Genomic DNA, 13324 nt, shown 5'->3' with positions numbered 1-13324 from the left:
CTTATTTTTGATGACTCTTATTAGAAAGTTTGGTATTTTATGCTCCAACAACTTGTTAATGGACTTATTCTAGGAAGCGTTTATGCTTTACTGGCTTTAGGTTATACCATGGTGTACGGTATTATTAAGTTAATCAATTTTGCCCATGGGGACCTTTACATGATGGGAGCCTTTATCGGTTATTACTTGATTAATGCTCTGCAGTTGAACTTTTTCTTAGCCTTGATATTGACCATGGTTTTCACAGCTTGTCTTGGTGTTTTGATTGAGTTCTTGGCTTATCGCCCTTTACGGCAATCGACAAGAATCGCTGCGCTGATTACAGCGATTGGAGTGTCTTTTTTACTGGAATACGGCATGGTCTATTTTGTCGGAGCAGAAGCACGCGCTTTTCCGCAAGCTCTAAAAGTTGTGAAATATCACTTGGGACCTATCAGTGTCACTAATGTCCAATTGATCATTTTACTGGTCTCCTTGACCTTGATGTTAGCCCTGCAATTTATCGTCAAACAAACCAAAATGGGGAAGGCCATGCGGGCCGTTTCGGTGGATAGTGATGCCGCTCAGCTTATGGGGATTAACGTTAACTCAACCATTAGTTTTACCTTCGCCTTAGGCTCTGCGCTTGCGGGAGCAGCAGGAGTGTTAATTGGACTTTACTACAACTCGATTAATCCTCTGATGGGAATGACGCCGGGTCTGAAAGCCTTTGTAGCTGCTGTTCTAGGAGGCATTGGGATTATTCCTGGGGCAGCCTTTGGTGGGTTTATTATTGGTCTTCTTGAAACCTTCTCGACAGCTATTGGGTTATCTAGTTACCGTGATGCGGTGGTTTATGTTGTTTTGATTATGATTTTATTGGTCAGGCCAGCTGGTCTTTTAGGAAAAAATGTAAAGGAGAAGGTGTAGGTCATGAAAAAAGAACACAAAGCACTGTTGGCTTGGATCTTTATCCTTGCTCTTGTTTATCTCATATTGACCCTACTGATTGGCACAGGTATCTTAGGTCCTTACTATGTTCAAATTTTGATGGGGATTGGGATTGCTATTATCATGGCTATGGGGACCAATTTGGTACTAGGCTTTTCAGGGCAATTTCCTCTAGGTCAGGCCGGTTTTATGGCAGTTGGTGCCTATGCCACAGCGATTTTGACCAAATATATGCCAACCTATCTGGGATTTTACTTATCTATGCTGGTAGGTGTTTTGGTAGCTGGTTTGATAGCGGTAATTGTTGGTTTTCCTACACTTCGTTTAAAAGGAGACTATCTGGCTATTGCAACCTTGGGTGTTGCTGAAATTATTCGGATTGCTATTATCAATGGTGGTGAGCTGACGAATGGCGCAGCTGGTTTAACAGGGGTCTTACAATATACCTCTTGGCCAGTTGTTTATGCTTTTGTGGTCGTTATCGCGATTGTCATGTTAAATTTTATTCGAAGCGCTACGGGGCGACAAGTGATTGCGGTGCGTGAAGACGAGATTGCTGCCGAATCCATGGGGGTTAATACGACGAAAATTAAGGTTATCACCTTTGCTTTAGCGGCTATGACTGCTAGTATGGCAGGGTCCTTATATGTTGGTTATATTGGAACGGTTGTTCCCAAAGATTTTACCATTATGCGTTCTATTGATTACCTTATCATTGCGGTCTTGGGTGGTCTCGGTTCGATAACGGGGACCATTGTCGCCGCTATTGTGTTAGGCCTATTGAACATGTACCTTCAAAATTTCTCTGATGTGCGCATGATTATTTATTCCTTGGCCTTGATTTTAGTAATGGTTTTTAGACCAGGTGGTCTACTAGGCACTAGAGAATTCCGCCTGTCAACTCTATTGTCAAAAAAGGAAAAAGGAGGCAACTAGATGGCATTACTTGAAGTTAAACAGCTGAGTAAACACTTTGGTGGCCTAACGGCTGTTGGAGATGTCACCATGGCTTTGGAAATGGGTGAATTAGTAGGGCTGATTGGACCTAATGGAGCTGGAAAAACCACACTCTTTAATCTCTTGACTGGGGTGTATGAACCTAGCGAGGGAACGATTGCCCTAAATGGTCAACTGTTGAATGGCAAGTCTCCTGATAAGATTGCCTCACTAGGCCTATCACGAACCTTTCAAAATATCCGCTTGTTTAAAAACATGACCGTTTTGGAAAATGTTTTGATTGGTTTGGCCAACCAGGGCAAATCCCATTTCTGGTCCAGCCTCCTGCGTTTGCCTAAATTTTATCAGACAGAAGCAGCCTTAAAGGAAGAAGCGCTATCCTTATTGGCTAGATTTCAGTTAGAGGGAGAGGCAGAAACCTTGGCTAAAAACTTACCCTATGGGCAACAACGTCGTCTGGAAATTGTGCGCGCTTTGGCAACCAAACCTAAAATCCTCTTTTTAGATGAGCCAGCTGCAGGCATGAACCCTCAAGAAACGGCTGAATTGACGGCTCTTATTCGCCAGTTGAAAACAGATTTTGGTATAACCATTATTTTGATCGAACATGATATGAGTCTGGTTATGGAAGTGACCGAACGAATTTATGTGTTAGAGTATGGTCGCTTGATTGCCCACGGGAGTCCACAAGACATCAAAAACAATCCACGTGTTATTGAAGCGTATTTAGGAGGTGACCTCTGATGGCCATGTTATCAGTGAAACAGTTATCGGTGAATTATGGAGCCATTGAGGCTGTTAAAGATGTTTCTTTTGAGGTTCACGAGGGAGAAGTTGTCACCTTAATAGGGGCTAATGGAGCCGGAAAAACCTCCATTTTAAGAACCATTTCAGGTTTGGTTAAGCCAAAATCAGGTAGTATTTCCTTTTTAGGACAAGACCTCTTAAAACAACCAGCCCGCAAAATTGTAGCTGCTGGGCTCTCACAAGTTCCTGAAGGCCGTCACGTCTTTGCTGGTTTGACTGTTATGGAAAATCTAGAAATGGGGGCTTTTCTTAGTCGGAATCGTGAGCAAAATCAGAAGAACCTCCGCCTTATTTTTGATCGTTTTCCAAGACTAGAAGAACGCAAGCATCAAGATGCGGCGACCTTGTCAGGTGGTGAGCAACAAATGCTAGCGATGGGACGAGCTTTAATGAGTCAACCCAAGTTGCTTTTACTAGATGAGCCATCTATGGGTCTTGCCCCCTTATTTATCAAGGAAATCTTTGATATTATTCAGGCGATTCAAAGGCAAGGGACAACGGTGCTACTCATTGAGCAAAATGCTAACAAGGCCTTAGCCATTGCGAATCGTGCCTATGTGTTAGAAACTGGTCAACTCGTTCTTTCAGGAACTGGTCAGGAATTATTAACTTCTGAAGCAGTTAAAAAAGCTTATCTTGGTGGTTAAACCACTTACTCAGGACATTTGAAATCAAAGAAAAAGGAGAAGTCATGTCAGTTAAAGATTATATGACGAAGGAAGTCATCAGCATTTCACCCGAGGAAAGTGTTGCCCATGCAGCTGATCTGATGCGCGACAAGGGATTGAGACGCTTGCCTGTTATCGAAAAGGGGCAGCTAGTTGGTCTTGTGACCGAGGGGACTATGGCAGATGCAAGACCGTCAAAGGCAACCAGTTTATCTATCTATGAGATGAATTATTTGCTTAATAAAACTAAAATCCGAGACATCATGATTCGTCAGGTCGTGACCGTAGAACCAGACGCTAGCTTGGAAGATGCCATTTATGAAATGATGACCTACAAAGTAGGTGTCTTACCTGTTGTCCAAAACAATCAAGTGGTTGGTATTATTACAGATCGTGATGTCTTTAAAGCTTTTTTAGAGGTCTCTGGATATGGAGTGGAGGGCATTCGTGTGGTTTTGTTAGCGGATAATGCCGTTGGCGTTCTCGCCAAAATTGCGGACTGCTTGTCACAAGAAAACCTGAACATCCGGCGTACCGTTGTTGCCAATCGTTCCAATGGGAAAACAGTTATTGAGATGCAATTAGATGGAACGACAGCTCCACAATGGTTATCTGAACGGTTAGCAGCAGCAGGAATTACCGTGGAATCTGTTCTTAAAACACTTGCTAAGCCTGATCTATCCTAAAAATTGAACGCTGCCAAGAGAATTGGCAGTGTTTTTTTGAGCAATTTTTTGGTAAAATAGAACTAATATAGAACGAAGGAAGTCAAATGATTACAGGAAAACTTATCACAGTCGAAGGGCCAGATGGCGCAGGAAAAACTACTGTTTTGGAACAAGTCGTTCCTTTGTTAAAAGAGCGTCTTAGCCAAGAGATTGTGACCACAAGAGAACCGGGTGGTGTTGCGATTTCAGAGCACATTCGGGAGCTTATTTTGGATGTCAATCACACGACGATGGATCCCAAAACCGAACTCTTACTTTATATTGCAGCTCGCCGGCAGCATTTGGTGGAAAAGGTGCTACCAGCTCTTGAAGCAGGTCAGTTGGTTTTTATTGATCGTTTCATTGATAGTTCGGTAGCTTATCAAGGTGCGGGACGAGGGTTGTCAAAGACTGACATTCAATGGCTCAACAGATTTGCGACAGATGGTCTAGAACCTGATTTGACCCTTTATTTTGATGTACCTTCCGAAATTGGTTTGGCTCGTATTGCTGCCAATAAAAATCGTGAAGTGAATCGTTTGGATCTTGAAGCAGTTGATATGCATCAGCGGGTACGCGAAGGGTATTTGGTTTTGGCTCAAGAACAACCTAATCGCATTGTAACCATTGATGCCTCAAAACCTTTAGAAGATGTCGTTGGTGTTGCTTTAGCACATATTTTGGCTCTCATGGAAGCCTAGAAAAGGAGGATGGGAATGGATTTAGCACAGAAGGCCCCTAAAGTCTATCAAGCATTTCAGGATATTTTAAAGAAGGACCGTCTAAACCATGCCTATCTTTTTTCTGGTGATTTTGCCAATGCCGAGATGGCTCTTTTTTTAGCTAAGGTCATCTTTTGTGAACAGAAAAAGGATCAGACACCCTGCGGGCACTGTCGATCTTGTCAATTGATTGAACAGGGAGATTTTGCTGATGTGACGGTATTGGAACCAACAGGGCAAGTGATTAAAACGGATGTGGTCAAAGAAATGATGGCTAACTTTTCACAGACAGGATATGAAGGAAAACGACAAGTTTTTATTATCAAAGATTGTGAAAAAATGCATGTCAATGCCGCTAATAGCTTGCTAAAATACATTGAGGAACCTCAAGGGCAAGCTTACATGTTTTTGCTGACCAATGATGATAACAAAGTGCTTCCGACCATTAAAAGTCGCACACAGGTGTTTCAATTTCCGAAAAATGAAGCCTATCTCTTCCAGTTAGCCCAAGAGCGAGGTTTATTAAGAAGTCAAGCTGATTTAGTGGCCAAACTGGCTAAAAATGTTGACCAATTAGAAGATTTGGCACAAAATAGTCATTTTTTAGAAGTGATGACTCAGACTGAACGTTTTGTTTCAATCTGGTTAAAAGACCAGCTGCAAGCTTATTTAGCCTTGAATCGCCTGGTACTGTTGGCAACCGAAAAAGAAGAGCAAGAGTTAGTTTTGACCCTTTTGACACTACTCTTGGCAAGAGAGCAATCACAAACGCCCTTTAAACAATTGGAGGCTGTCTATCAGGCTAGGCTCATGTGGCAGAGCAATGTCAATTTTCAAAACACATTAGAATATATGGTGATGTCATGATAGGTGCAATTGGAATTCGTTATGGGGAAACGGAGCTTGTCAAATACGCTCAGACAGATCAGGAGTTTCCTAAAGGGACCTTGTTAGTGGTCAAAGATGATAAAGGAAGCCATCTGGCAAAGGTCTGCCAAGTGAAAAAGACCTTTTCTGAGAGTAGTCTCCCAAAGGGATTGCCAACCGTTGTAAGACTTGCTACGGCAATGGATAAAAAGGCTTTTGAGGATAATGCCAAGTTTGCAGCAGCATCAAAGGCAGAAGTAGTGGCTTTGATTGCCAAAAATGGGCTAGACATGAAACTTATCGATATTGTCTTTCCTTTAGATCGGCATTATGTCCTAATTACCTTTTCAGCAGAAGAGCGCGTGGATTTTCGGCAACTATTAAAAGATTTAGCGGCTTATTTTAAGACTAGAATCGAACTGCACCAGATTAACAGTCGAGAAGAAGCCAAGATTTATGGGGGCTTAGGACCTTGTGGACGTCCTCTATGCTGCTCGAGCTTTTTAGGAGAATTTCCAGCTGTCTCTATCAAGATGTTGAAAAATCAAGGTTTGTCTTTGAATTCTGGTAAGTCAACGGGCTACTGTGGACGTTTACTCTGTTGTCTCCAGTATGAAGAAAGCTTTTATCAGGAAAGCAAGAAAAAATTCCCTGATTATGGTACCATAGTAGAGACAAGTGATGGTCCTGCGACGGTAGCGGCTATTGATATTTTTACAGATACCGTTAAGGTACGGTTGAAAGACCAGTTGACCTTGGTCACTTATGCTTTAGAGGAGGTTAAAGTAGGTGAATAAAAAAGAATTATTCGATGCTTTTGATGGGTTTTCACAAAATTTAATGGTTACTTTAGCTGAAATTGAAGCCATGAAAAAACAAGTGCAATCACTAGTAGAAGAAAACACTATTCTTCGCCTTGAAAATACAAAACTACGAGAACGTTTGAGCCAGTTGGAACATGAAACGGTAGCTAAAAATCCTTCCAAACAAGGAAAGGACCATTTAGAAGGTATTTACGAAGAAGGGTTTCATATCTGTAATTTTTTCTACGGTCAGCGTCGTGAAAATGATGAAGAATGTATGTTTTGTAGGGAATTATTAGATAGAAAGTAAGGGCATGCAGGTTCAAAAAAGTTTTAAAGACAAGAAAACAAGCGGGACCTTGTATTTGGTTCCAACTCCGATTGGCAATCTGCAGGACATGACCTTCAGAGCAGTGGCAACGCTAAAAGAAGTTGACTTTATTTGTGCCGAAGACACTCGAAACACGGGTCTTTTGCTGAAACATTTTGAGATTGACACCAAGCAAATCAGCTTTCATGAACACAACGCCTATGAAAAGATTCCTGATTTAATTGATTTATTAACGTCGGGCCGTTCACTGGCTCAGGTTTCTGATGCAGGAATGCCATCTATTTCTGATCCTGGGCATGATTTGGTCAAGGCCGCTATTGATAACGATATCGCAGTGGTCGCTTTACCGGGAGCATCAGCAGGGATTACAGCCTTGATAGCTAGTGGGCTTGCTCCTCAACCTCATATTTTTTATGGGTTTTTACCTCGAAAAGCGGGGCAACAAAAATCTTTTTTCGAGAGTAAGTCACCTTACCCAGAAACACAAATTTTTTATGAATCGCCATATCGTGTCAAGGATACCCTGGCCAATATGTTGACTTGCTACGGGGACCGTCAAGTAGTGCTTGTCAGAGAATTAACCAAGTTATTTGAGGAATACCAACGGGGGTCTATTTCAGAAATCTTATCCTACCTTGAGGAAACACCACTCAAAGGGGAATGTCTGCTAATTGTGTCTGGATCCCAAGTAGACAGTGAGGTTGAGTTGACAGCTGAAGTTGACTTAGTTTCTCTAGTGCAAAAAGAAATCCAAGCAGGTGCCAAACCAAACCAGGCTATCAAAACAGTTGCTAAAGCTTATCAGGTTAATCGCCAAGAGCTTTACCAACAATTTCATGACTTATAAGTCATCATATAATAGGAGAAAAACTAATGACAGAAGATCAAACAACAGTTCTTATTTTAGGGATATATGGAATCATATTGGCTATATTCTTATTATCAGCCTTACTATGCCTTATCGCTAACTGGCGACTCTTTAAAAGAGCGGGTTACAAAGGATGGTACAGCCTTATTCCTTTCTATGCAGGTTTTGTTAAACACAAAATCACTTTTGGAGAAGATAATAAATGGTTTTACTTTATTGGTTGGGTGATTGCTATTTATTATTATTATGTTCACTTTTGTTATGTTCGTGCTTTTGGTGGATCAAAGGGGCTAGCAGTATTTGGCTTGTTTTTCCCAGGTATTGCTACCTTGATTATCGCTTTTGGAAAAGCTTATACCGCAGAAGAATACCACCCTGTGCCACATCTTTTAAACTAAGAGAGAAAAGACCATCAATTGGATTTATTGATGGTCTTTTAGGTGTTTAGATGATTTTTGTGCCGTGAACAATGGCTGTTCCAGTGAGTTGACTCAAGCTTTGGCAATTCTCAGCAGTGACGCCTCCTCCAATCATGATTTCAATGCGTTTATTGGCATACGTAATAAGGTCTTTTAGTTGTTCCACATTGTCTGTAATAGGAGTAGCTTCAGGTGAGCCATGAGTTAGTACACGTACAAAGCCATAATCAATCAGTTGATCAAGCGCTTGGTGCTGGTGGTCAGTCGGAATCTGGTCAAAGGCCATATGAAAGACCAAAGGAAGTCCTTGTGTTGCAGGTAGTAACTGCTCGATAGCATCCGTATCGAGTTGATTTTCCGAAGTCAGCAGGCCTAACACAAGCGCATCAGAGCCAGCCTCAATGGCTTTGAGAATGTCTTCTTCCATAGCCTTTAGTTCGAGGTCGTTATAGACAAAATCACCACCACGAGGACGAATCATGGTTGCTACACTGATGTTTTTATCGTGTAAAAGCTGGCAGGCTTCTTTGATGACACCGTAAGATGGCGTTGTTCCTCCGACAGCTAGGTTATCACAGAGTTCCACACGGGTAACTTGACCAGCATCAAGGGTTGGAAGTAGCGTTAGGTTCTCAGCACAAAATTCTTTAATCATTTTTAAATCTCCTTTATCACTAGTATTATAGCACGAATTAAGCTAGTCATCAGGAAATATTTTTGTCAAATCAAGGACAATATGCTATACTCACTAGTATTATAGGGAGGTACTCTATGAGCCAGTATTATTTTTCTGCCGGTCCAGCAGTGTTGTCAAGATCTGTCTTGAAACAAGCACAAGCAAGCTTGTTGGATATTGATGGAAGAGGGACGAGCATACTAGAATTGTCTCATCGGTCCCAGAGGTTTGAAGATATTATCCAATCAGCAGAAGAGTTGCTGAGAGAACTGATGGCTATTCCGGATAATTACCGGGTACTCTTCTTACAAGGTGGGGCTTCTACCCAGTTTAGCATGCTACCTTTAAATGTAGCAAGAGGAAAAACGGCTTACTACCAGGTGGCAGGCCACTGGGGGAAAAAAGCTTATTTAGAAGCCTTAACTTTAGCTAGAGAGATTGAGGTTAAGCCTATTTTACTGGCCAGTTCGGAAGCTGATGCTTTTGAGTATATCCCGACCTTTGACCCTAAAATTCTCGATGCTGAAGCTGCCTATGTGCATATTACCACCAATAATACCATTGAAGGCACAGCTCTTTACGACTTGCCTCAAACAAATGGCATTCCCTTAGTGGCGGACATGTCCTCAAATATTTTGACCTATCCTTACCAGGTGGAAGATTTTGCTATGATTTATGCTAGCGCCCAGAAAAATATGGGTCCAGCAGGGGTGACAGTGGTTATTATTGATGAAGATTTTTTGAATCAGGAACCCACCTTATCAAGCATGTGGGACTACCGTGTTCAAGCAGAAGCACATTCTCTTTACAATACCCCACCAACCTTTAGTATTTATGTTCTTTCCTTGGTTCTTGACTGGCTGAAAGGTATGGGAGGTGTGGCAAAAATGACAAAGCGTAACCAGGAAAAAGCACAGCTTCTTTATGACTACTTAGATCAGTCAAGGTTTTACCATAACCCTGTTCGCTATGCCAATCAACGCTCCATGGTTAATGTTCCCTTTACTTGCCCAAATCCGGCTTTGGATGCCTTGTTTATTCAAGAAGCGGAGGCACGGGGTCTCTATGGGTTACAGGGGCATAGCAGTGTGGGAGGCATGCGAGCCAGTCTGTACAACGCTTTTCCCAAAGAGGGTGTATTGGCCTTGATCGAGATGATGGCAGCATTTGAAGCGAAATATCAGTAATCAAATCATGAAAAGAGGAGTAACAATGGAAATTAGACTAGCCTTTCCAAATGAAGTGGCTCAAGTGATGAACGTGATTGAAGATGCTAAGGCGGTGATTGCTGCTTATGGGAGTGACCAGTGGCAAAATGGCTACCCCAATGAAGAGGTGATTATTGATGATATTTTAAAAGGTCACGCTTATGTAGCTCTAAATGATGAGGGGACGATTGTAGCCTACGCAGCAGCCATTTATGGTAATGAAGAAGCTTACAATGCTATTTACGATGGCCAGTGGAGAACGCCCAATCAAGATTATGTGACCTTTCATCGCATTGCGGTATCGAAAGACCATCAAGGTCAAGGTGTTGCCCAAACTTTTTTACAGGGCTTAATCGAAGGCTTTGACCAAAAGGATTTTCGTTGTGATACCCATGAAAAGAACAATGTCATGCAGCACCTCTTGACCAAATTAGGCTATGTCTATTGTGGTAAAGTGCCCTTGGATGGGGTTCGCTTGGCCTATCAAAAACTTAAAGAGAGTTATGAACAAGCTGACTATCAGGAGATAGACGAAGACAGCCGCTATGGCTTATAAAGAAGGATTGCGGAATCCTGTTTAGCCACTGTCTTTGCTAAACGTTTAAAACGAAGAAAGTAAAACCCATGACCTTAACAGAATCTTATTATGATAGTCCATTAGGAAAGATATCTTTAGTGGCAACAGACCACGCTTTGGTGGGGGCTTGGTTTTCAGGACAGGCTTATTTCCAAGCAGGTCTTGACCGCCTCCCTCAAAGAGGAACCAACGCTATCTTGCAAGCGGCTGCCAGTTGGTTAGATACTTATTTTGAAGGAAATCCAACTGCTATTTCCATTAATCTAGCCCCCAAAGGGACCCCTTTTCAACAGAACGTTTGGGAAGCCTTACGCCAGATTCCCTATGGAGAAACGATAACCTATGGTCAACTCGCAACACAAGTTGCCTGTCAATCGGCCCAAGCTGTTGGCGCAGCTATTGGTCGTAATCCCCTAAGTCTCTTTATTCCCTGCCACCGTGTGATAGCAGCATATGGACAGCTTAGAGGTTATGCCGGCGGCCTAGATAAAAAAGCTTGGTTACTCAAGCATGAAAGATCACTGATAACAAAGGAGAAAAAATGATTACCATCTACCAATACCCAAAATGCAGTACCTGTCAAAGAGCCATGACTGAACTAAAGCAACTGGTTAGTGACTTTGAAGTCATTGATGTCAAAGCTAATCCACCCAAAGCTCAGGACCTCAAACATTGGATGGAAACATCTGGCTATACCATCAAGAATTTCTTTAATACCAGTGGTAACAGCTATCGTGACTTGGGACTTAAAGATAAGATAGACCATCTTAGCCTTGACGAAGCTGCTGAACTCTTAGCCACAGATGGTATGTTGATTAAACGGCCTATTCTGATTAAGGACGGTAACGTCTTACAAGTTGGCTATCGCAAGCCATATCAAGACTTGAACCTCTCCTAAAAGGAGTATAAAAAAGAGACACCTCTTAAAGAAGGAGGATTGTCTCTTTTTTAATGTTCTGCTTTTAATTCGGTATTTAACTGCCACATCATTCCAAATTGGTCGGTAATATTAGCGTAGGCAGGGCTCCAGAAGGTTTTTTGGAGGGGAAGGTTGATTGCCTTAGCATTGGTGATTAACTTGTCGTAAATACGCTGGGCTTCTTCGATGCTATCTACCATAATAGAAGCTGTCATATTGACACCAGCTTGATAACCAACATCAGGATTTTCATCTGAGAGATCCAAACGAATACCATCAATATCTAGTTGAGCGTTGAGGACAAGATGTTCATGAGTTTTCGGGCAATCAGGAACACCATCTTTCCACAAGAGTAGATTAACTACTTTTGCTTGAAAAACCTCTTGGTAGAATGCGACAGCCTTTTGACCGTTACCATCAGTAACGAGATAAACATTAATGGCAGTAACCATACTAAGCTCCTTTAGGTGATGTTGATTGACGAACAGCGATGTAATGACCTTCATTATCAGAGAAGGTGAAATGAATCATGCCTTGGTATTCCATAATAGGATTGGTTGCGACACCAGCGGCCGTTAGACGTTCGTAATCTGCCTGAAGATGATCCGTTTCAAATAAAAGAGATGGAAAACCTAGATCCATACCAGGATTAGCAGCAGCCACGATTTCCTTGTTGTGTAGGCAAAAGCTTATAGCTGATTCCTTATTTGGGGCAATCTCATAGGAGGAAGTCCCTTCTTGTTGCGCTTGATCAATTAAGACAAAGCCCACTTGCTCAGACCAAAATTGTAGAGCGGCCTCTGTATCTGCGACATAAAGTATTGTTGTTGATTTTGTAATCATTTCTCTCTCCATTACTAATATTTAGTGATAAATAATTATACCTTTCCTATTGTTAAAGAGCAATTTAAAAGTATTCGAAATGGGATGTATATGCTATTGAGACATAAAAAAAGAAGGGTTCCCTTCTTTTTCTTTAGTCGAGTTGTCAGGCTACTTGGACATTATAAGTCAATATCCAAGAGGATTGGCGTATGGTCTTGGCGTTCCCCAGAAGAAATCATCTCAGAGCGGTTAATCTTATCCACAAGTCGGTTTGACGTTAACCAATAGTCAATTCTCCAACCGGTATTGTTGATTTTGCTGGTTTTGCTACGTTGTGCCCACCAGGTATAAACATTGGGAATATCTCCGTGCAAGTAACGGAAGGTATCTGTAAAGCCTCTTGCCAATAGGTTAGTAAAACCTTGACGCTCTTCGTCGGTAAAACCGGGTGAACGACGATTGCTACCTGGATTTGCCAAATCAATTTCTTTGTGGGCAACGTTGTAATCTCCCGTAGCCAAAACAGGCTTTTGAGCATCAAGTTCAACCAAGTAATCAGCGTATTTTTGATCCCAAATTTGACGGTCTTCTAAACGTCTAAGGCCATCGCCGGCATTAGGGGTGTAAACCTGTGTGACAAAAAAGTCTTCAAATTCTAGAGTAATCATACGGCCCTCGGCATCCATCGTTGTGGGGGCACCAATTTCTGGAAAGGTAATGACAGGGTTTAGTGTGTTTTTGTAAAGGAACATGGTTCCTGCGTAGCCTTTTCGAGCAGGCTCTACTGAAGAACGCCAAACATGCAAATAGTACGGAAAATAACTAAGCAGGGTCTCAACATGTTTCTTGGTAGGGCCCTTAGCAGATAATTTGGTTTCTTGAATGGCAATAATATCCGCATCTTGAGCGACTAAAGTGTCTAAAACAGCGCGTGATAGAAGGGCACGAGGAGATTCTCCTGTGAGGGCAGCATTTAAGGAATCGATGTTCCATGAGATAAGTTTCATTAGGTTTCTCTTTCTAACAGATAATCTTACTTT

Annotated in this window: 19 protein-coding genes; 15 read left to right on the top strand and 4 right to left on the bottom strand. The window is 42.0% G+C overall.

All coding sequences use genetic code 11. The features are described from left to right. Window positions 1–39: 39 nt before the first annotated feature. From ACYTR8_RS00615 to ACYTR8_RS00565, 11 genes are all read left to right on the top strand, one after another. Window positions 40–909, top strand: a complete 870-nt coding sequence (locus tag ACYTR8_RS00615) for a branched-chain amino acid ABC transporter permease (protein WP_003060403.1) — start codon at window positions 40–42, stop codon at window positions 907–909. Window positions 910–912: 3 nt separating this feature from the next. Continuing rightward, complete coding sequence (locus ACYTR8_RS00610; RefSeq protein WP_111715498.1) at window positions 913–1866, top strand: branched-chain amino acid ABC transporter permease; 954 nt, start codon at window positions 913–915, stop codon at window positions 1864–1866. Next, window positions 1867–2631, top strand: a complete 765-nt coding sequence (locus tag ACYTR8_RS00605) for an ABC transporter ATP-binding protein (RefSeq protein WP_022554291.1) — start codon at window positions 1867–1869, stop codon at window positions 2629–2631. A gap of 5 nt (window positions 2632–2636) precedes the next feature. Then, window positions 2637–3341 (top strand): ABC transporter ATP-binding protein, encoded by a 705-nt coding sequence (locus tag ACYTR8_RS00600; protein ID WP_171841621.1) that lies wholly within the window; start codon window positions 2637–2639, stop codon window positions 3339–3341. Window positions 3342–3385: 44 nt separating this feature from the next. Continuing rightward, window positions 3386–4048: a CBS domain-containing protein gene (locus ACYTR8_RS00595; RefSeq protein ID WP_479641485.1), complete on the top strand. Its 663-nt coding sequence runs from the start codon at window positions 3386–3388 to the stop codon at window positions 4046–4048. 86 nt (window positions 4049–4134) lie between these two features. Beyond that, the gene (gene tmk, locus ACYTR8_RS00590) at window positions 4135–4770 is read left to right on the top strand and encodes a dTMP kinase (protein ID WP_111715504.1); all 636 of its coding nucleotides are present in this window, start codon (window positions 4135–4137) and stop codon (window positions 4768–4770) included. A 15-nt stretch (window positions 4771–4785) separates the two neighbouring features. Then, window positions 4786–5658, top strand: a complete 873-nt coding sequence (locus ACYTR8_RS00585) for a DNA polymerase III subunit delta' (protein WP_269760892.1) — start codon at window positions 4786–4788, stop codon at window positions 5656–5658. Further along, on the top strand, window positions 5655–6455 hold the full coding sequence (gene ricT / locus ACYTR8_RS00580; protein ID WP_269760893.1) for a regulatory iron-sulfur-containing complex subunit RicT: 801 nt from the start codon (window positions 5655–5657) through the stop codon (window positions 6453–6455). Before ACYTR8_RS00585 ends, ricT begins: the two co-directional genes overlap by 4 nt. Continuing rightward, window positions 6448–6771: a DNA replication initiation control protein YabA gene (gene yabA / locus ACYTR8_RS00575; protein WP_003058686.1), complete on the top strand. Its 324-nt coding sequence runs from the start codon at window positions 6448–6450 to the stop codon at window positions 6769–6771. The genes ricT and yabA overlap by 8 nt, the downstream gene beginning before the upstream one ends. 4 nt (window positions 6772–6775) lie before the next feature. Continuing rightward, window positions 6776–7639 carry a 16S rRNA (cytidine(1402)-2'-O)-methyltransferase gene (gene rsmI, locus ACYTR8_RS00570; RefSeq protein ID WP_111715512.1) on the top strand — a complete coding sequence of 288 codons (864 nt, stop codon included), beginning with the start codon at window positions 6776–6778 and terminating at the stop codon, window positions 7637–7639. A gap of 26 nt (window positions 7640–7665) precedes the next feature. After that, window positions 7666–8058, top strand: coding sequence for a DUF5684 domain-containing protein (locus ACYTR8_RS00565; protein ID WP_111715515.1), 393 nt, complete (start codon window positions 7666–7668; stop codon window positions 8056–8058). A 46-nt stretch (window positions 8059–8104) separates the two neighbouring features. Here ACYTR8_RS00565 and ACYTR8_RS00560 read toward each other — a convergent pair whose 3' ends face one another. Beyond that, entirely contained in the window at window positions 8105–8734 is a 630-nt protein-coding gene (locus ACYTR8_RS00560) for a copper homeostasis protein CutC (RefSeq protein WP_111715517.1), read from the bottom strand. Between the two features lie 116 nt (window positions 8735–8850). Here ACYTR8_RS00560 and serC point away from each other — a divergent pair, with 116 nt between their 5' ends. The 4 genes from serC (at window position 8851) to ACYTR8_RS00540 (ending at window position 11438) form a co-directional block, all read left to right on the top strand. Then, window positions 8851–9942 carry a 3-phosphoserine/phosphohydroxythreonine transaminase gene (gene serC, locus ACYTR8_RS00555; protein WP_269760896.1) on the top strand — a complete coding sequence of 364 codons (1092 nt, stop codon included), beginning with the start codon at window positions 8851–8853 and terminating at the stop codon, window positions 9940–9942. Window positions 9943–9967: 25 nt separating this feature from the next. Beyond that, window positions 9968–10519 carry an N-acetyltransferase family protein gene (locus tag ACYTR8_RS00550; protein WP_479641484.1) on the top strand — a complete coding sequence of 184 codons (552 nt, stop codon included), beginning with the start codon at window positions 9968–9970 and terminating at the stop codon, window positions 10517–10519. Window positions 10520–10587: 68 nt separating this feature from the next. Next, window positions 10588–11085 (top strand): methylated-DNA--[protein]-cysteine S-methyltransferase, encoded by a 498-nt coding sequence (locus tag ACYTR8_RS00545; RefSeq protein ID WP_479641483.1) that lies wholly within the window; start codon window positions 10588–10590, stop codon window positions 11083–11085. Further along, on the top strand, window positions 11082–11438 hold the full coding sequence (locus ACYTR8_RS00540) for an arsenate reductase family protein (protein ID WP_111715527.1): 357 nt from the start codon (window positions 11082–11084) through the stop codon (window positions 11436–11438). The genes ACYTR8_RS00545 and ACYTR8_RS00540 overlap by 4 nt, the downstream gene beginning before the upstream one ends. Before the next feature lie 50 nt (window positions 11439–11488). Here ACYTR8_RS00540 and ACYTR8_RS00535 read toward each other — a convergent pair whose 3' ends face one another. From ACYTR8_RS00535 to ACYTR8_RS00525, 3 genes are all read right to left on the bottom strand, one after another. Then, the gene (locus ACYTR8_RS00535; RefSeq protein ID WP_222819527.1) at window positions 11489–11911 is read right to left on the bottom strand and encodes a VOC family protein; all 423 of its coding nucleotides are present in this window, start codon (window positions 11909–11911) and stop codon (window positions 11489–11491) included. A 1-nt stretch (window position 11912) separates the two neighbouring features. After that, window positions 11913–12302 carry a VOC family protein gene (locus ACYTR8_RS00530; protein WP_269760901.1) on the bottom strand — a complete coding sequence of 130 codons (390 nt, stop codon included), beginning with the start codon at window positions 12300–12302 and terminating at the stop codon, window positions 11913–11915. 161 nt (window positions 12303–12463) lie between these two features. After that, complete coding sequence (locus ACYTR8_RS00525) at window positions 12464–13291, bottom strand: exodeoxyribonuclease III (protein ID WP_111715535.1); 828 nt, start codon at window positions 13289–13291, stop codon at window positions 12464–12466. Between the last annotated feature and the right edge of the window lie 33 nt (window positions 13292–13324).

The sequence above is a fragment of the Streptococcus sp. F2 genome (genome assembly GCF_056500955.1).
Note: the sequence above shows the minus strand (reverse complement) of the source record. Positions and strands in the feature narration are given on the sequence as shown.